The organism is Arthrobacter sp. Soil_C_49, assembly GCF_057656635.1.
The window spans coordinates 141,497-159,838 of the sequence record NZ_JBDGJZ010000007.1 but is presented as its reverse complement, the minus strand read 5'-3'; the positions used below and the strand labels follow the sequence as shown (position 1 = coordinate 159,838).

12 protein-coding genes and 3 pseudogenes are annotated in these 18,342 nt (G+C 58.4%); 10 read left to right on the top strand and 5 right to left on the bottom strand.

Annotated elements, in window-relative coordinates:
* Nucleotides 1-66: 66 nt before the first annotated feature.
* From AC3A4Z_RS13255 to AC3A4Z_RS13245, 3 genes are read right to left on the bottom strand one after another with little or no spacing between them, the layout of a single operon-like run.
* The gene (locus AC3A4Z_RS13255; RefSeq protein ID WP_498711966.1) at nt 67-2,022 is read right to left on the bottom strand and encodes a hydantoinase B/oxoprolinase family protein; all 1,956 of its coding nucleotides are present in this window, start codon (nt 2,020-2,022) and stop codon (nt 67-69) included.
* Complete coding sequence (locus AC3A4Z_RS13250; protein WP_498711965.1) at nt 2,019-4,055, bottom strand: hydantoinase/oxoprolinase family protein; 2,037 nt, start codon at nt 4,053-4,055, stop codon at nt 2,019-2,021. Before AC3A4Z_RS13250 ends, AC3A4Z_RS13255 begins: the two co-directional genes overlap by 4 nt.
* The gene (locus AC3A4Z_RS13245) at nt 4,042-4,341 is read right to left on the bottom strand and encodes a hypothetical protein (RefSeq protein WP_498711963.1); all 300 of its coding nucleotides are present in this window, start codon (nt 4,339-4,341) and stop codon (nt 4,042-4,044) included. The genes AC3A4Z_RS13250 and AC3A4Z_RS13245 overlap by 14 nt, the downstream gene beginning before the upstream one ends.
* Nucleotides 4,342-4,577: 236 nt before the next feature.
* Here AC3A4Z_RS13245 and AC3A4Z_RS13240 point away from each other — a divergent pair, with 236 nt between their 5' ends.
* The 7 genes and pseudogenes from AC3A4Z_RS13240 (at nt 4,578) to AC3A4Z_RS13210 (ending at nt 11,914) form a co-directional block, all read left to right on the top strand.
* The gene (locus tag AC3A4Z_RS13240; RefSeq protein WP_498711962.1) at nt 4,578-5,732 is read left to right on the top strand and encodes a flavin reductase; all 1,155 of its coding nucleotides are present in this window, start codon (nt 4,578-4,580) and stop codon (nt 5,730-5,732) included.
* An 81-nt stretch (nt 5,733-5,813) separates the two neighbouring features.
* Nucleotides 5,814-6,494, top strand: a complete 681-nt coding sequence (locus AC3A4Z_RS13235) for an alpha/beta hydrolase (protein ID WP_498711961.1) — start codon at nt 5,814-5,816, stop codon at nt 6,492-6,494.
* Between the two features lie 75 nt (nt 6,495-6,569).
* Nucleotides 6,570-7,646, top strand: coding sequence for a maleylacetate reductase (locus AC3A4Z_RS13230; RefSeq protein WP_498711960.1), 1,077 nt, complete (start codon nt 6,570-6,572; stop codon nt 7,644-7,646).
* A gap of 10 nt (nt 7,647-7,656) precedes the next feature.
* Nucleotides 7,657-8,562 carry a dioxygenase family protein gene (locus AC3A4Z_RS13225; RefSeq protein WP_498711959.1) on the top strand — a complete coding sequence of 302 codons (906 nt, stop codon included), beginning with the start codon at nt 7,657-7,659 and terminating at the stop codon, nt 8,560-8,562.
* Between the two features lie 188 nt (nt 8,563-8,750).
* Nucleotides 8,751-9,648: pseudogene (locus AC3A4Z_RS13220) on the top strand (bifunctional methylenetetrahydrofolate dehydrogenase/methenyltetrahydrofolate cyclohydrolase).
* Nucleotides 9,648-11,144: pseudogene (locus AC3A4Z_RS13215) on the top strand (molybdopterin dinucleotide binding domain-containing protein); the annotation flags it as partial. The pseudogenes AC3A4Z_RS13220 and AC3A4Z_RS13215, both read left to right, overlap by 1 nt.
* Nucleotides 11,145-11,191: 47 nt before the next feature.
* Nucleotides 11,192-11,914: a GntR family transcriptional regulator gene (locus tag AC3A4Z_RS13210; protein WP_498711958.1), complete on the top strand. Its 723-nt coding sequence runs from the start codon at nt 11,192-11,194 to the stop codon at nt 11,912-11,914.
* A 219-nt stretch (nt 11,915-12,133) separates the two neighbouring features.
* On the opposite strand, the gene AC3A4Z_RS13205 is transcribed toward AC3A4Z_RS13210, so the two are convergent.
* Nucleotides 12,134-13,585: a LuxR C-terminal-related transcriptional regulator gene (locus AC3A4Z_RS13205; protein WP_498712070.1), complete on the bottom strand. Its 1,452-nt coding sequence runs from the start codon at nt 13,583-13,585 to the stop codon at nt 12,134-12,136.
* 591 nt (nt 13,586-14,176) lie between these two features.
* Nucleotides 14,177-14,302: pseudogene (locus AC3A4Z_RS13200) on the bottom strand (AAA family ATPase); the annotation flags it as partial.
* 262 nt (nt 14,303-14,564) lie between these two features.
* On the opposite strand from AC3A4Z_RS13200, the gene AC3A4Z_RS13195 reads away from it, so the two are divergent.
* The 3 genes from AC3A4Z_RS13195 (at nt 14,565) to purU (ending at nt 18,298) form a co-directional block, all read left to right on the top strand.
* Nucleotides 14,565-15,857, top strand: a complete 1,293-nt coding sequence (locus AC3A4Z_RS13195; protein ID WP_498711957.1) for a hypothetical protein — start codon at nt 14,565-14,567, stop codon at nt 15,855-15,857.
* 28 nt (nt 15,858-15,885) lie between these two features.
* A complete protein-coding gene (locus AC3A4Z_RS13190; RefSeq protein ID WP_498711956.1) occupies nt 15,886-17,118 on the top strand; it encodes an acyl-CoA dehydrogenase family protein in 1,233 nt (410 codons plus the stop codon).
* Nucleotides 17,119-17,380: 262 nt separating this feature from the next.
* A complete protein-coding gene (gene purU / locus AC3A4Z_RS13185; RefSeq protein ID WP_498711955.1) occupies nt 17,381-18,298 on the top strand; it encodes a formyltetrahydrofolate deformylase in 918 nt (305 codons plus the stop codon).
* The last annotated feature ends 44 nt before the right edge of the window (nt 18,299-18,342 follow it).

The window sequence follows — 18,342 nt, the reverse complement described above, 5'->3', positions numbered from 1 at the left end:
AAACTCCTCGATGCATCAGAAGATTGTATGACGATCGTACAACGCTTGGGCGGGCGATACTAGACTTCATGATGTGGGGTCTCCCGTTGATGCACGGAGTTTAGCGGTGGCGTCCTCGTCAACCGTCAGCCCCTCGGGATCGGTCTCCGGATCTCCGAGCACCACGACACCGTAATCCTGGACTGCCCCCTCGATGGAGACGTAACCGTCCCGAACGTCCACCAAAACCTTCTCCGCGTCGCGTGTCATGGGATCTCCCCAGCCGCCGCCTGCATTAGTCAGGTAGCGGAGAACAGAACGTGGACGGGATCGGTTGGCGTCCTGAAAAGGATAGATGAACTGCCCCGTTGCAGACGGCAAGTTGGTATCAGCATCGATCACCCCAGCCCATGCTTCGCCTCGTCGGAAGGATTCGGCCGTGGCCTCAGGAGTCTGGAATGAGCCGTCTTTGCCGGGTTCAAAAAGCCATATGCCACCCTGTCGTCCGTCGTCACCGCCGTGCACGCCGAAACCGGCTGTAGCCTTGTATCGAAGCTCCGTCAACGAATGGCTGGCATCCCGGAGCCACAGGGTGTCGCGGATCATGCTGGCGCCCCCGCGGAAGTGACCTGGGCCAGCCGAGTCGATCAACGGCTCATGGCGAAGGATCACGGCGGGGCTGTCTTTTTCGATAGCCTCAATCGCAGGCGCAACACCGTTCGCCAGGTAGCTCATGCATTGAGTATCGGCGTCGCCGTACTGATTTGCACCGAAAGGGCCGATTTCCCCGCCGCACTGCAAAGCTGAAACCCAGGGGCTCCCGTCATCGTAGGCGCCAAAGGCCGTGTGGATGTCCGTGCTGCCCCGGTCACCCGCAAGGGCGGCGGGTCCAAGAGCCGCCGAGAGAGCTCGCAACAAAGCGCTCATGGCTGCCGTGGACTGCTCGAAGTACATAAACACGCAACCGTCTGGAGGAAGCGCCGAAAGCAGAGTTCCTTCTGGGAGGACGATGTCCACATCCCGATACAACCCGGAGTTGAAACGTCCGTGGGGGTCAAAGAGGTATTTCAGCGCTATGCCTACACTGGTCTTGGTATCCCATGACGTTGCATTAATAGAGCTTCGCGCCTGCCGGGAAGTGCCTGAGAAGTCTACTTCGATCCGTGCCCCACGTTTGTGGACGGCAACTTCGATGATGTACTCCTCACTATCGTCCACACCATCGCAGTCAATTAGTTCTGAGCCATTCCAGTCTCCGTCAGGCAATGCCGCCAAAGCGTTCGCCATGCGTTCCGCGCCAAGATCACAGACGTACTCCATAGTTCCGTGCAACGCGCCGAGTCCATATCGGTCGATCGAGTCATGAACCAGGCGCTCACCCAACTCCAGGCTTGAACAGATGGTTTGCATGTCCGGGTAGAGAATTTCGGCCATCCTGACGTTGTCAAAGATGACATTCCAGGACTCAGCCACGGGCTGACCGGCGCGCATCAGGAGACGTGGTGACAGAACAAGACCGTTCTCATAAACATTGTGTTTGGATGCGCTGAATCCCCCCGGGACCGTGCCGCCCATATCCAGTTGGTGCGCATTGAGATTTACGAAGGCCGCAATCTTCCCGTCACGGAAGATCGGCCGGACGAACAGAAGGTCGTTGTTGTGATTGCCGGTTCTGTACGGGTCGTTAGCTATCAGGACGTCACCTGGTGCCAAGTTGCCCGGTCCGTACTCCTCAACTGTGTTGGCCACGGCGTCGATGGTGGTGCCGGCCATCAGGACAATCCCGTTACTCGCAGCTGGAACCTGGTAGCCCAGTTCGGGCGGGCCACTAATGGTGCAAGCCAAATCGTAAAAATCACGCAATACCGGGGAAAATGCCCCTGTAAGCAACCGAACACTCATGTGCTCAACCAAATAATCCAGCCGGTTGGCCAGTACCGTTGCGGTGTAGCGGTCACACCCGTAGCGGACGAAGAACTGGTCCTCGTTCAGATCGCGTATGAGCGTTTCAGCGTCCGGCCGTTGGCCTATGGTGAGAGTCATTTCTGTTCAATCCTTTCAATTACGATCTCAGAGCAGCGCCCAACTCGTCCTTGCTGCCCCGGAAGTACGTACGTCGTGGAAAGTTCCTCCCGGATCACCGCCGGTCCTTGGACGGTAGCCCCTACTGTGAGTTTTTCCCGAAGGTACTCCCGGGCCTGCACAGGCCCGTCCGCCACATAGTCCAGTGTGAATAGACGTTCCGGTTCGGGAGCAAACGGCGCTGCGGCTTCTGCCGGGATGTACTCGACTTTGTCTGCCGGAACTACCAATTCAACCCTGTAGGTGACGCCCTCGACGGGAATCTGATCGAACCGGTTGCCGTTACGTTCCTCATAAGTGTTGTGGAAAGCGCTGACCATGTCGTCGATGGTTTCGGCAGTGATGTCGCCATCGGGGATCTGGATAAAGGGCGTCTCCCAGCTCTGCCCGTACAAGCGTCCGTCGAAACTGCGGCGAACGGCAAGGCCCTCGGCTACTGCACCTACCCGGCTTCGAAGTGACTCTTCCATCTCAGCGAAAACAGTGGCAATTTCATCCGAGCTCTCCGGACTTAGCACCACATAAGCACTGCGGGAGTCGTAGAAAACCTGGTCTGTGGACAGGAGGCCGAGTGCAGAAAACAGGCCGGGGTACGGTGGGACGATCGCGTTCTTCAAGGGCAAGACATCGAGAACTGCCGGCAGAAGCATTGGCCCGGCGGCGCCGTAGGACATCAACGAGAAGTCCCTAATGTCGACGCCGTGACGCACCGCGACATTGAGGATCTCCTCGGCCATATGCGCAACGGCCAGTCGATAGGAAGACCGAATCCGTTCTTCGAAGCCCACGGTTGTATCAAGGGCTTCGAATGCCCGACGTGAAGCTTCCTTGTCCAGCTTCATCTCGCCGCCGGCAAATGATTCGCTGTCCAGAATGCCCATCAAAAGGCATGCGTCCGTCACCGCCGGGACAGTTCCACCACGGCCGTAGCAAGCAGGACCGGGTTCAGCCCCTGCAGAACCAGGCCCAACCTGAATTCCGCCCGCCGTGGAAACGGTGACCAAGCTGCCACCGCCGGCGCCGACGCTTGAAACCTCGGTGGAAAGAGCATTAATGACCAGGTCATGTTCGAGTTCGAAGGTGTTTTGAATAAATGGTTTGCCTTCGACAATCAGTGAGACGTCAGTGGATGTACCACCGACGTCAGCGCACAGGAGATTTAGTTCGCCTATGGCTTCACCGAGTCGGGCGCTGGAGATAGTGCCTGCGGCCGGCCCGGCAAACACGATGCGGAAAGGTTTATTAAGTGCTTCTTGCCACGGCAGAAGAGTAGCCGCGCAATCTGCGAAATTCAGTTCGCCATCGAAGCCGAGCTGCCGCAATTCCCGATCCAACTGGTTGGAGTAATCGGTGAAGAGGAGTTTCATCATCACGTCGATGACTGTGGTGGAAGCCCGCGCATACTCCTTCGCGAGCGGTGATGTCTGAGAGGATATTGACACCGGAAAATCCTCGCCAAACTCCTCGCAGACCAACTCTCTCAGCCGAATCTCGTGAGCGGGATTGACATAGCCGTTGATCGTACAGATAGCGATGCCCCCAACCTGGCATTTTCGCAGCACCGCCAACTGCTGACGTGCCTGGTCCTCATCAAGCGGCACCAGCACTTCGCCGTCAGCTTTGATCCGTTCCTTGACTCCCCGTCGTAAGTATCTCGGTACGAGCGGCCTATTGGCGTCACCGAACGAACGCCGCCAAGCTGGGTCCGTTTGGGCATCCAAGGGCCGGTGGACCGTCCCCCTGTCGAGGACATCACGGAACCCCTCTGTCGTGAGGTATGCAACCTTCGGAAGGCGACGCTCAATAACAGCATTGAGGCCCATGGTGCTGGCGTGGTTGAAGGTCGAACTTCCAGCGATGTTCAGCCGACGTGCACCCTCCACCACTGGTGCTGCCGGGTTCACTCTGCTGCTAGGGACTTTGGTAACGGAAATAGCGCCGTCGCGTACTGCGACAACATCAGTGAACGTGCCGCCGACATCAACCCCGAACATCTGTATCCTCCTTGTGGTTCTGCTCCTCGCGTGCAGTGCTTTCCTTCTGCTGCCCGCTGGAAAAAATGGAGTTTCCAACCAGAGGCTGGAACAGGCCGAGCCGCGGGGCCTGCGTGCGGGTCAATGAAGTCAGGCAATTCTGGCACTTCACCACGTCCCACCAGCCGCCCTCGCTGAGTACGCGGTAAGCGGCAACGTCGCCAGCACCGCAGCTGGGGCAGGTGGTGTCTTGCTTTTCCTTGTGGGTATGGAGCCGTAGCTCCTTAGGCCGGGTGAAATTGTGCATCCCTACACTCCTTGGATACCGAGGTGCACACTATGGAACACCTTTCGATTCGCTTGTCTGAAAAATATTCGACATACGAGGCGAACAGCCGCGCATGTGCCCGCGATTACAAGGGCGCCTATGATTTTGCCTGATGTAACGAAGGCCACACCCAGTCTTACACGAATTGTATGATCGTGCTACGGTATGTTGAACCCGGCCTAAATCAATAACGGCCCCATACAAGGAGCGAAGCTATGTCTGTCATAGCCACCGGCAATTCCGATCCAGCCTCCGTGCAGCTGACCTCACAGGCTTTCCGAGACGTCATGGGCAGGTTCGCCAGCGGCGTCACGGTGATCACAACTCGGAATGGTGACAAGGATTTCGGGTCTACCGCAAGCGCCGTCAGTTCGCTCAGCGACAATCCACCAATGCTGCTTATCTGCCTCAACAAGTCATCATCCAGCGCACACGCAATTCTGGAGAGCGGTACCTTCGCCGTCAACGTGCTTGCTGAGGACCACGTCCAGCTGGCCGGACGGTTTGCATCCAAGCTCCCGGATAAGTTCGAGGGAGTCTCCATCGAACGGGCTAGGATGGGCACACCCCTGCTGGTGGGAGCCATCGCACACCTGGTCTGTCAGGTCAGTGAGCACGTCGAAGCGGGAACGCACTACGTATTCCTCGCCAACGTCCAAGAAGCGATCGCATATCCTGGCCACCCGCTTGCTTACTTCCGTGGAGGATTCGGTCGAATGCAAATGGCACCGGAAGCCTCTGTTCTGCAGGAGGTGCGCTCACGCATCATCAGCACCGTCAGCGATGTTGATCAGGTGATCGATGTGGACTGCTGGTCAGATGAGCTTGGGTTTGATGTAAGCCACGTCCATCGTGCGCTTGCCGCATTACTTGACGAGGGCCTTGTCCAACGCAAGGGGGGTCAGTTCGTTATCGCGCCGGTCCCGGAGTCCATCATCTACGAGTCCTTTGCCGCCAAACTCGCCATCGAGCTGGGTGTGGCAGAAAGCACTGTTGGTCGGGTGAGCAAACAACAGGTGTCTCGCCTGCGCGAGTACATGGAAGAGACCTGCGAATTCATCAAGGACGATCATTTCACGGACGCTGAAGGATGGATTGCCGCGAACGAACGCTTTCACGAGTACATGGTCGAAATGGCAGGATCAAAGGTTCTGCTGGACACCTACCGCCGCCTCGGTCTTCCCGGACTGAACGCACGCACGATCAGCGCATCCACTTACGCGACCACCGAACTTTTGGACGATCACCGAAAGTTGGTTCAAGCATACGAAGCAGCCGACCTTGCTGCCGCCATCGAAGTCCTGCGTCTGCACGCCGATCGGCCTAGAGAGATGCGTACGAGGGAACGAAACCTTTCCGAAGTGAGCTAGCCCTGCTCCATCACAGATGCATAGACGTCTAGCGCCGATACGGCCGCACCTTGTTTATGTACGTCGGCGTCAAGCAACAACGTGTCTCCAAGATGGGACTATGAAAGGATCGAACCGGTGGATCGGAACGAGCACTTGTTTCGCCCCCTAACAACGTGGGGGGATGCTCCCGCTGATGCCCGTGCCGCAGTTCTGGCAGTTCATGGTAGAGGCCAAGACCCGACCTTCATGCGGGAACAAGCTGAGCGACTTAGCTCGCAGGGACTGCGTTTTTATGCGCCGGCTGCAGCCGGCAACAGCTGGTACCCAAAGCCCTTCCTTGAACCACTCAACCTAAACCAACCTCATCTCGACCACGCTCTTGAGGCCCTCAGGGCACACATAGCAGCAGTCGAAGCGGATGGATTCAGCAGAAACCAGATAGTGCTCTGGGGCTTCTCGCAAGGAGCGTGCCTGCTTTCTCAATTCATCCTCACCAGCCCAGCCAAGTACGCAGGAATCGTTCTCTTTACAGGCGGATACCTTGGGCCAGACGCCTTGCCTATTCTTCCTGGCACACCGCTTAAGTCCATGCCAGCCGTTATACGCAGCGTGGAGAACGACCCCTGGGTACCGGGCTACCGGGTGATGCAAACCGCCTGGAACTTGCGGGCCGCGGGAGCAGACACCGATTTGCGCGTGGTCCCTGGAAATGGCCACATCATCACGGACGAGGCGATTACGGCGGCCGATCTGCTTCTGGACCGGCTTTCCCCCGCTTAAAGCTCGGCGAAGCAAGTTATCGAGAGATGTAGCAGCGGGCTCGGCGCTTCCGTAAATACAGATAGGACACACAAATTGGCATTGGTTTTTGAGCACGTGACGCTAGGGCAGCGAGTGCTGTTCGGTTCCGGTAAAGCTGGCGAGCACGTTGCTGCAGAGGTGTCCCGGCTGGACGCCCACAAGGTTATGGTGGTCGCATCGGAGCATGAAGAGAAGCTTCTGAAAAGGGTCACCGCCGGAATCCAGACCCATCTGCTCTGGGATGACGTTGTGATGCACGTTCCGATTGAAAACGCAAGAGCCGCCCGTGCGGCGGCGTCAGACAACGGGGTCGATCTGCTGGTATCCATCGGCGGGGGATCGACCACGGGACTGGCCAAGGCTATCGCGCTGGATAAAGGGATTCCCATTGTAGCCGTCCCCACCACCTATGCCGGATCCGAGGCGACGAACGTTTGGGGGATTACCGAGGCCGCACGAAAAACCACAGGAGTAGACGACCGGGTGCTGCCGGTTTCAGTAATCTACGATGCGGAACTAACTCTCTCGCTCCCCGTTGATATGTCTGCAGCATCCGGGCTAAACGGTATGGCACACTGCATCGACTCGCTCTGGGCGCCCCGAGCGGACCCGATCAACGCTGCCCTGGCCGCGGAAGGGATCAGGGCGCTAAGTCAAGGCCTGCCACGAGTGAAGGCGGCCCCCTTTGAACTGGCCGGCCGGGAGCAGACCCTCTATGGATGCTACTTGGCTGCAGTAGCGTTTGCATCGGCTGGATCAGGCATTCATCACAAAATCTGCCATACCCTCGGCGGCACATTCAACCTGCCCCATGCACAGACCCATGCCACGGTACTCCCATATGTTTTGGCGTTTAATGCTACACATGCCCCCGAAGCTTCCGAAAGAATCGCGGCTGCCTTCGATGCAGACGATGCCCTGACAGGCCTGAACCGACTCCGCGAGGTCCTGGATGCACCTAAAGCGCTGAGCGACTTTGGCTTCAAACTCGAGGACATTGCTGAAGCGGTGGAAATTGCCCTGCCTGCCATCCCGGCCAGCAACCCCCGTGAAGTCAGCCGTGCGAATCTAACCTCCCTACTGACTGCCGCCACCGTAGGCGATGACCCCAAAACACTCACCAACCTGTAAGGAACAGACGATGACAGAGACCGCTCTTGAAGGCATTTCGCAGGAACAACAGGAGATTGAACAAAAGCTTGTTGACGAAGTCGTCTCCTCCTTCGCAGGCACTCCTGACCCCCGGCTGAAGAACCTGATGCAGGTGCTGACCCGGCACCTTCACGCCTTTATTAGGGAAGTTCGCCTCACGGAAGAGGAATGGAATACTGCGATCCGTTTTCTCACTGAAGCCGGTCATATCACCGATGACAAGCGCCAGGAGTTCGTCCTTCTCTCCGACGTCCTCGGTGCCTCCATGCAGACCATTGCCGTCAACAATCAAGCTGTCGGGACGGCCACTGAGTCGACCGTATTTGGACCGTTCTTCACCGAAGACGCGCCGAAAATCCCTAACGGGGGAGATATCGCAGGCCATGCCCATGGCCAACCCTGCTGGGTCGAGGGTACCGTCACAGATACCGACGGCAACCGGGTTCCTGGAGCGCGCATTGAAGTTTGGGAAGCCGATGAAGACGGATTTTACGACGTCCAATACAACGACGGCCGCACCGCTGGTCGTGCCCACCTCTTTTCGGATGCGAATGGAAACTACTCTTTTTGGGGCCTGACCCCAACCCCGTACCCTATCCCCCACGACGGCCCTGTGGGAAAAATGTTGGAAGCAACCCACCGCTCCCCGGTTCGCGCGTCTCACCTGCACTTCATGGTCACCGCCCCTGGGCTGCGCACCCTTGTAACCCACATCTTTGTCGAAGGTGATCACCAACTCGAGATCGGAGACTCTGTCTTTGGAGTCAAAGACTCGCTGGTAAAGACCTTTGAGGAGCAGCCCGTAGGCACCGCCACACCGGACGGCCGGAATCTGGAGGGGAAAAGCTGGGCCCGTACGCGCTTCGACATCGTCCTAGCGCCAGCAAGCAATTAGACGCAAACACCTACTGTCTGCACGAAATCTCCGCAATTCTTGAATACAGTCCAAGCCGGAGCAGTGAGATGCAGCGTTGTTACAAGCTGAGCACCTCACTTGAAGCCTGCGGGTCCAGCTATTACGAGTGCGCGTGGAACAACTGACTGCGGATTGTCAATCAACCCCAGCATGAGGAGATAGGACCGATGAGGGCCGAAACCAAAACCGCGCAAATTCTTGACGGTAAGGCTACCGCTGCTGTCATCAAGGCCGAGCTGACTGAACGCGTAGCCGCGCTTCGTGCCAAGGGCATCACTCCGGGGCTGGGCACTATCCTGGTCGTTCTGATCCCGGGAGTGCCTGGTATGTGGGCGGCAAATTAAGGACTGCTCCGAAGTGTGGATCATGTCCATCCCCCGTGATCTTCCCGAGGAAACAACTCAGGATGAACTCCTCGATGTGGTTCGCGGGCTGAACGACAACGCCGAATGCACCGGCTACATTATTCAGCTTCCGCTGCCTCAACATATCGATACGGACGCCGTTCTTGAGGCCATGGATCCTGAAAGGGACGCGGACGGCCTGCACCCGGTGAATTTGGGGCGCCTGGTGGTCAACGTCTCTCGGCCCATGCGGTCGCCGCTGCCATGCACTCCTAAAGGCTGCGTGGAACTGCTGACCCGCCACGGTATTACCCTCGAGGGCAAGCGCGTGTTGGTGGTGGGCCGCGGCGTCACCATCGGCCGACCCGCGGGTTTGCTGTTAACTCGCAGGGACGTCAACGCTACCGTAGTCTTGGCGCATACGGGCACTGTGGATCTACCCGCTGAGCTGCGGAAGGCCGATGTGGTGATTGCTGCGGCAGGTGTCCCTCATATCGTCAAGGCAGAGGACCTCAAGCCGGGCGCCATTGTGCTGGACGTCGGCGTGAGCCGCGTTGACAACGGTGACGGCAAGGGCGTTGTCACCGGAGACGTGCACCCGGCCGCTGCGTACGTCGCCGCCTGGTTCTCCCCCAACCCCGGAGGTGTGGGGCCAATGACCCGCGTCATGCTGCTCTCCAACGGAGTAGAAATCGCGGAACGTAACTCCGGCCTTGTCTAATGCAGATCAAGGTGGGCGGGGACCTGGCCCTGTTCCAGGCCCTGGGCCACCTGCTCCTGGCCGAGGAGGAACGGAACCCGGGTTCTGTCGTTGACCATTCCTTCATCGACGCCCAGACCGACGGGTTCGACGCCTACCGCCAGGCCCGCGCCACGCTGGACTGGGCCGGGACCGAAAAGGCCACCGGCCTGACCCGGGAACAGATCGAGACTGTGGCCGGGATGCTCATCAAGTCCAAGGCGTCCATCTTCTGCTGGGCGCTGGGCGTGACGCAGCAGCCGCACTCGGTGGACACCATCAAGGAAATGGTCAACGTCCTGCTCCTGCAGGGCAACTTCGGCAAGCCCGGCGCCGGCACCTGCCCGGTCCGCGGGCACTCCAACGTCCAGGGCGACCGGACCATGGGCATCTGGGAAAAACCCAAGGAATGGCTCCTCCAGGCCCTGGACACCGAGTTCGGCATCACCTCCCCCCGGCACCACGGCTACGACGCCGTCGAAGCCATGGAAGCGTTCGAACGCGACGACGTGGACGTGTTCGTCTCGATGGGCGGCAACTTCTCGCTGGCCTGCTCGGACACCGAGACCCTCGAAGCCGGGATGCAGCGGATCGGCCTGACCGTGCACATCTCCACCAAACCGAACCGCTCCCACATCGTCCACGGCCGCACCTCGCTGATCCTGCCCACCCTGGGCCGGACCGACAAGGACGACAAGCACCCCAAGGGCGCCCAGTTCCTCTCCGTGGAGGACTCCATGTCCGTGGTCCACTCCACCCAAGGCCGCCTCACACCGGTCTCCGAACACCTGCTCGCCGAACCGGTCATCGTGGCCCGCATGGCCGAGGCTACCTTCGGCCCCGACCACTCCGTGGACTGGAAAGCCATGGCGGAGGACTACGACGTGATCCGCGACCACATCGAACGCGTCCTGCCCGGCTTCGTGGACTTCAACGCCCGGGTCCGGACCAAAAACGGGTTTGTGCTGCCCAACCCGCCGCGCGACACCCGGTCCTTCAAGACGGACATCGGCCGCGGCCGGTTCACCGTCAGCCCGCTGGAATACCTCACCCCGCCCGACGGACACCTGGTGCTCCAGACCATCCGCAGCCACGACCAGTACAACACCACCTACTACGGGCTGGACGACCGGTACCGCGGCATCTCCGGCGGCCGGCGCGTGATCCTCATCCACCCCGAAGACCTGACCGAGCTCGGTTTCGAGGACCGCGACCTCGTGGACGTGGTCAGCACCTTCCGCGGGCACGACCGGACAGCGGACAAGTTCCGGCTCGTGGCCTACCCCACCGCCAAGGGCTGCGCCGCCGCCTACTTCCCCGAAGCCAACGCCCTGGTCCACAAAGAAAACGTCGCCCGCGAATCCAACACCCCCGGCTTCAAAGCCATGTTCGTCCGCTTCACGCCCCACATCGAACGCGAAGTTCGACGTGCGAGAGGGACCCATAACCAGTCTTCGAGCCTTAGAGCCTTAGCGTGAGATGATTGTATGACCAGGATCAATGCAGGTGACGATTAGAGGTGAAAATGGCAACATCAACGAATTCCCTGGCGGACGCTTGGACCTCGAGCCCTGTTGGCAGAATTGCTGCGCCCCTTCGTGAGCAGGTAATAAGTGCACTGAGGTCCGCGATTCTAGACTTCAGACTTAAGCCTGGCCAGAGGCTGGTAGAGCGTGAACTGATCGAACAACTCGGAGTCTCCCGGACTACTGTTCGCGAGGCATTGCGGGAGTTGACCTCTGAAGGTCTTGTGACTGTCGTTCCGCAAAAGGGCGCCATCGTCGCCGCGCCAACCCCTGATGAGGCCCGGGATCTTTACGAAGCTAGGGCTGTCCTCGAGGCAGTGGTGGTAAAGCGCTTCGCCGAACGGGCTTCAAAATCACAGATTATGAGATTAGGAGCGGCCGCTGAAAGCTTCGCAGAAGCTGCCGCATCTGGGGATCCAGGTCTAATCCTTGCTGCCAAGGACGAGTTTTATGGCGTCCTTACTGAGGGAGCCGGCAGCGACGTTTTGAAGCAGTTAACCGAAGGCGTGCAGGCGCGGGTTCAGATTTTGCGCGTGGTTGCCATGGCACCAGAGGGACATTCTGCTGCCGTGGAGGAGTTGCGGGCCATCACCGACTGCATCAAAGATGGAGACGGTGACCGCGCTTCACGGCTGTATGCAAAGCACATCCGGCGGAATGCTGAGAACGCACTGCGCAGCCTCGAGGCCTCGGGGGACAGCGATATCGATCGCAGCGCCTGAAGAACTTCCGTCCTCATTGCTTGCGCCGGCTCCTACGTGAAGATGCCCTCTAAAATCCTTAGGATTCTCGGCCTTGATAAACGGGGGACGCCCAACTCCTTGGTAGTTGGGTATCACTATCCCAGGTTCCATCTTGTAGCTGGCCACCGTGCACAAGAGAGTGCCTCCACTCCCGACTGAGTAAATGCTCGTCCTCTCGAACGCTTGCCTTATCCCTGGTTACAAGTTCTCGTAGCGCTGAGGGCCATCTGCTTCACCGGTCTCTTCCTGGACGAGGTCACGCACGATCTGGGTGCGGGAACGGTACCCGCGCTTTGCGAGTATGCGTTGAATATGCCCCTCGACGGTGCGTGCTGATATATATAGACGTTCACCAATCTCCTTATTGGAACAGCCCTCGGCCACAAGGGCTGCCACCTGTCGTTCCCGAGTTGTTAGGGGTTCAACTTCTCCGATTTCTGGCGCAGAGGGCGTGGCGGCTCTTGACGTGACGAGCTTTACAGCGGCGTCCACACCGAGAAGAGCGCCCTGGCTCAGTTCGGCGTCCAGCCGGGATTGGCCGAGGGCCCGTCGGCATGAGGCTAGGACTGCTTCATGGTCGGGTTTATTGAGCTCATGGAGCATCCGTGGGCCACGGCTGGTTCCGGCTCCCAACAAGCGGGCAGCAAGACGGAAATGGCCCCTTTCAGCGGCTATTGTGGCGTAGAGCGCAATGCACCACTCCAGGATGGCCATATCGCGTTGCCCCTGCATGATCTGCAGTGCGGTGAGGAGGTGACTTTCGCAACCATCAATATCCCCCCGATTCCGAGCCGTGAACGCAAGTATCCAATGAAGATAGCTGCGGCTCCACCAGTTGTCGTCGGTCGCTAGAAACGCAAGCTCCTCATTGAGGATTTCATCACTGCTACTGTCGGCCCTTATATACGTCATGCCAAGGACGAAGAGGGCTTCGCGACGACGCCCGGTTAAGCCAAGGCGCTCATAGTGGCTGGCCGAGGACTGCAGCAATTCGCGGGCTGTCTGAAGGTCGTTATTAGCCCAGTGGCTCAACCCCATCACATAGTCGCAATGACAGTCCATAATTGGTAGTTCGAGTCTGGCAGCGATATCACGGCACGCTGAAATAAGCTTGGCAGCGTGCTTGTGACTGCCCAGGACAGTCTGAAGGTACGCCTCGGCAGCCAAGGCATCCGCACGCGTCTCGTCCTCTCTCGGGTGGAGGGCGAGCAGCCGCTGCAGCCAAGCAATTCCTTCTTCAAGCCGGTCGGCTGACATCCAATGAATCCTGAGTCGGGTAGAAATCTCTAACCCGCATCGGATGCCCGCCTCGCCGGCTCTTAAGAAGCCATCCAACGCGCTCACGAAATCAGAATGGTGGCGAAGGACCTGTTCGGCTGAGGCTCGACCTGCTTCCCCCATCCAAAAGGGTAAAAAGGATCGGCTGGCCTCCAGCACCCAGCGTCGGCGTAGCTCATCCCGGCTTTCTTGCATTTCCGGCTGACGGCGGCGAAGCCATTGGAGGGCGCTGGGCGTCAGCTGGTATTCGGAACCTTCCGGTCCTAGGGCGTAGTCGACTACAGAGTAGTCCACGAGAACCGTAATCGCGTCAGCTACTGCTGCAGTCGTTACGGCGTCTTCGTCATCTCCATCCAACATGGCAAGCTGCATTAGATCAGGGATAGACGCAGGTGCATCAAAGGCGGAGCAGAGGCACCAGTACCTCCGTACCTCGGGTCCCAGCGAATCCCACACCGACGCCCACACCAAATCTACCCGCGGGTCCTGCCCCATCGTGGCCGGGTCGAGCCTCATCAGGTCATGTGGCGAAAGCGCGCGCATCCGCGCAGCCGCTGCCTCGAGGTACAAAGGAGAACCGCCGGACTGCTGCACTAACTGCATTACTGCAGAGGCGTTCCGGGGGGTCAAGCTGAAGTCCGGTCGGGATTCTACCGCCCTCTGGACGAACAAGCGTAGGCCCCCTCCGATTTCTCCGGAGTCCAAGGTTTGGGCATCAATTTTCTGGGGTCCCCCAAAGCCGGGAACTCTGTAGTGAACAGCGCCGGAAATCTTCAGCTGCACCCGACTTGTAACGAGAACTGAAACACCGCCTGGTTCTGCCAGCCAACTCGACACCAGACGGGCGCTTGCATCGGGGCTGCCGTCAGCCCCATCAACGAGTGCCAAGGTGAGCCGACCGGAGGATGAGCCCGGTGGAACCATCGCTAGGCTCCCGTCCTCGGGAGAGAGGAGTGGACTCCAAATGATGCCGTTGCCGGTAGTGCCATGCTCTAAAGCAACGTACCAGGCATCAAAGTTGCGTCGTACTGCGGATGCAACTGCAATTGCTAGACGCGTTTTGCCTATACCCGGTGGACCAACGAGCACCACACACCTGTAATCGCTGAGCAGCCGCTTCACCGTCGCGAGCTCGTCTGCCCTGTCAACAAAGGGGGTAACGACAATTCCCGTGCTAGGCCCGGGCGTCAGCTCATGTTCCACCCTGGCCTCCTCCGGTACGTGTACGCGCAAATACGCGTAGGGGATAGGTAGTTTCCCCGTTTTTATAGGCAATGGTCCTCTGCATAGTTAACCACGACACATGACCCACGTCACTGTCGACGACGGTGTCTAGAAAGGACCAACTATCATGAGCCATCCGATGATTGAATTCCTCCGCCAGGTACCTAGGACCTATCACCCCGGGTGGGGAGGGCCTGAATACACCTCTTGGCAAGACGAGCAGCAGTCCTGGAAATCGACCTGCTACATCGGAGACTGGAGCTTCCTTTGGGACTTGCAGGTTGACGGCCCAGATGCGATGCGCCTCTTTTCGGAAAGTTCAGTTAATAGCTACGCAAAGTTTCCAGTAGGGGCCGGCAAGCATCTAATCCAGTGCAACGAACAGGGCAAGATCAACGCCGAAGGTGTCCTCCTCCGCCTGGGCGAAGAATCCTTCGCTACGCAGTCGACTACTGCACTTTATACCTCCTTTCTAATCAGCAAGGGAGGATACGACGTCACAGCTACCCGCGCCCGCCGGTTCAAGTTCCAGGTCTCCGGTCCTAATGCTCTGGCGGTAGTCGAGGAGGTCACCGGCCAATACCTTCGCGACGTGAAGTTCATGCGGTTCGTTCCGGCAACAATTGCAGGCATTGATGTACTTGCTTTGAGGATGGGAATGGCAGGCGAGGTAGGTTTCGAGCTGCACGGGCCATTTGAAATGCATGACGAGGTCTGGAATGAGGTCCTGCGGGTCGGCGAAAGATACGGCATCCGCCGCTTGGGCAGACGCACTGCGATGATCAACCATCTTGAGGCGGCATTCCCCACCGGCAACTGGCACTTCTTGGGCAATTTCGAAGACGGCTTTGTCGAGCACGCTCATAAGGCTTTCGACATGTATGGCCTCGGCGTCGCCGTGGACGGGAGCTTCGAGAGCGATAATCTGGATGACTACATGCTTTCGCCGGTTTCACTTGGCTGGGCTAAATCCATCAAGCTCGATCATGATTTCGTGGGCCGCGCTGCCCTCGAACGGGAATTGGAAGCTCCGCTGCACCGGCGAGTAACGCTTGAATTTGACAAAGAAGACGTTATCGCGATCTACGCGTCGCTGTTTGAAGAAGGTTTGCCCTACGCTCACATTGATATGCCGCACCCTCAGCGTTGGGTGTTTCATGCCGATGAAGTGCGAAACACTGACGGGGAACGTATCGGCATATCCACTCCCCCGGGATACAGTCTCCACTTCCGTAAAATCCTGACGCTCGCCTTTTTGGAGCCTGCCTATGCAGAACCAGGAACTAAAGTAAATGTGCTCTGGGGAAACCCAGGAACGCCCCAGAAACTTATCAGAGCCACCGTAGCGACGGCACCCTACAAAACAGATAACCGGCGTATTGATTTGTCCAACGTTGAGCCGCAACTAGCGTCACTCTGACTTACCCAGAAGAAAGCCAAAGTACATCATGCCCATTCCCTCCCCCGATGTCATATCTTCCACCGCACCAGCCACGCTTTCTCTGGAGGAAGCCCTTGAAGCCGTGGAACGCCTCAAACCGCTTGTGCTCGCCGCAGCCGGTGAGACCGAAGAACGCAACTTCCACTCCGAAAAACTCCACGTGGCATTCGTGGAGGCAGGCTTCTACCATCTAATGCGCCCCCGACGATACGGCGGTTACGAGTTCTCCCTTCGCGACTTCTTGCACGTCATGCGGGAGCTGGCCAGCGCGGACATGTCAACCGCTTGGTGCCTGTGCCTGGCTTCCTTTCACAATCACCAGATCGCCGCCTGGTGGCCGGAGAACGTCCAGGAAGAAATATTCAAAAACGCATACGTGGCCGCCCCGATGACATCGGCCCCGGGTGCAACCCTGGAAAGAGTGGAAGACGGATGGATCCTAAACGGGACGTTCGGCTATGCCTCGGGCGGCCCTTACTCCACACACTTCATCGGTCATGCTGACGTTCTTGATCCCGACGGCAGCCGCAATACTTCAACCTTTGTCGTACAGCGAAGTGAATGGAGTGTACGGGACGACTGGGGCCGCACCCTTGGCCTTCGGGGCAGCGGTTCACACACACTAGAGTTCGTTCAGGCCCATGTCCCTAGCGACTGGGTGCTAGTCGGACGGAGTCACTACGGCCCGGGTGCCCAGAACCCGGGCGTCGTTCTTCACGACAACCCGGTCTACGGAGGTCCTGTCCTGGCAACCCTAGGCCTAGAAATCGCCAACCTCGCTGTGGGGGGTGCAAAAGGCGCGCTCGAAGAGTACGGCAACACACTCCGGAAACGCCCGGTCATGCATCCTCCGTTTCACAAGCGCTCAGAGGATCCCCGGTTCCAGACCTACTACGCGGACCTGTTCACGGCGGTCCAAGCGGCCGAAGCGATTATCGACCGCGCCAGCGATTTGTACTTGGACTATTCCCGTCGCCAGGCTGCTGGAGGCGCACCCTTCAGCCTCGCCGAAGATGCGTCCCTTTGCCGACTAGGCATCAAGGCCCATCTCATCGCATGGGAAGCGATGGAGGGAATCGTCGTTCGGACAGCCGGGTCCAGCGCAGCGGCTCGCGGTCAGCGGCTTGAACGGATCTGGCGGGACATGACTATGGCACACGGTCATCAAGTCTCCCTGCGTTTTGACGAATTGGGTGAGCTCTATGGTTCGCAAACCCTGCCAGACAAGGCGACGTACTAGTAGTTAAGAACTACAGGCAACGAGGGCACGGCACCAACAGAGAGGCAACCTGACTGCTACGGGCGTCGGCGGGAACCCTTCAGGACGCCTGCCGGCAGGTGCTAAGGGTTCGAAAATTAGAGCCTCTGCGCGCCGACGCCAACGAAATCGCCCGGCCACTTGACACCCAGCCTGCAGCGTGGCGGGCAGCGACAAGTACTTCGGCCAAACGGCAGGTATGGCGTCCCCAAGTACCATCACGATCATCAGGAGATAAGAGCATATGACCATCACCAGCCCCGCCGCGGTCCAAAACAATAGTTTGAGCCCAGGCCCGCACGACACAGCCAGGCTCATCATTACCTGCGACGATCAAGCCGGAATAGTCTCAGCAGTCAGTTCATGCCTCTTGAAGGCAGGGGCCAATATTGTGTCACTCGATCAGGACTCCATCAAGGAAGGTGTCGCTGCTGGAGGCACGGCGAGGTTCTTCCAACGTACTGTATTTACTCTGCCCAATCTCAGTGTCCATCGGAATGAATTTGAACAGAATTTTTCCGCCATAGCGGAACGATACAACATGGATTGGCAAGTTACCGCCGCTCATGAGCCAAAGCGTGTAGCGATAATGGTTTCGAAACTTGACCATTGCCTGCTGGACCTCTTGTGGCGGCATCGTCGTGGCGAGCTCAACGCCTCGATCGGTTTGGTCATAGGAAACCATTCTCAAATGGCAGACGCTGTCCGGTCATTCGGAATCCCATTCGTCTACATTCCGGTCACCAAAGATTCCAAAGCGGACGCGGAAAGCCGTCAGCTTGCACTTCTAGCGGGAAATTTTGATCTCGTCGTTCTGGCGCGATACATGCAGATCATCAGTGAAAGTTTCTTGGAAAGCGTTGGCTGCCAAGTAATAAACATCCATCACTCTTTCTTGCCTGCCTTCGTCGGTGCAGGACCTTACCGGCGGGCGTATGAGCGTGGAGTGAAGCTCGTCGGCGCCACAGCGCACTACGTCACCAAGGACCTCGATGAGGGCCCGATCATTGATCAAGACGTAGTACACGTCTCCCATCGCCACTCGGTAGCGGAGCTAACAGCTCTCGGCGCAGATGTCGAACGTAAAGTTCTGACTCGAGCGGTCAAAGCTCACTGCGAGGACCGGGTTGTGCAGCACGGCAACACGACTGTTGTTTTCTGAGGTTGACGTGACCGATAAACCCTCAAAGTTTTATAAAGGACAAG

What these genes read in the sequence shown, in the direction of transcription:
- AC3A4Z_RS13255 (WP_498711966.1), bottom strand. Translation starts at nt 2,022, where the DNA reads ATGACTCTCACCATAGGCCAACGGCCGGACGCTGAAACGCTCATACGC.
- AC3A4Z_RS13250 (WP_498711965.1), bottom strand. Translation starts at nt 4,055, where the DNA reads ATGTTCGGGGTTGATGTCGGCGGCACGTTCACTGATGTTGTCGCAGTA.
- AC3A4Z_RS13245 (WP_498711963.1), bottom strand. Translation starts at nt 4,341, where the DNA reads ATGCACAATTTCACCCGGCCTAAGGAGCTACGGCTCCATACCCACAAG.
- AC3A4Z_RS13240 (WP_498711962.1), top strand. Translation starts at nt 4,578, where the DNA reads ATGTCTGTCATAGCCACCGGCAATTCCGATCCAGCCTCCGTGCAGCTG.
- AC3A4Z_RS13225 (WP_498711959.1), top strand. Translation starts at nt 7,657, where the DNA reads ATGACAGAGACCGCTCTTGAAGGCATTTCGCAGGAACAACAGGAGATT.
- AC3A4Z_RS13210 (WP_498711958.1), top strand. Translation starts at nt 11,192, where the DNA reads ATGGCAACATCAACGAATTCCCTGGCGGACGCTTGGACCTCGAGCCCT.
- AC3A4Z_RS13205 (WP_498712070.1), bottom strand. Translation starts at nt 13,585, where the DNA reads ATGCAGCTTGCCATGTTGGATGGAGATGACGAAGACGCCGTAACGACT.
- AC3A4Z_RS13195 (WP_498711957.1), top strand. Translation starts at nt 14,565, where the DNA reads ATGAGCCATCCGATGATTGAATTCCTCCGCCAGGTACCTAGGACCTAT.
- AC3A4Z_RS13190 (WP_498711956.1), top strand. Translation starts at nt 15,886, where the DNA reads ATGCCCATTCCCTCCCCCGATGTCATATCTTCCACCGCACCAGCCACG.
- purU (WP_498711955.1), top strand. Translation starts at nt 17,381, where the DNA reads ATGACCATCACCAGCCCCGCCGCGGTCCAAAACAATAGTTTGAGCCCA.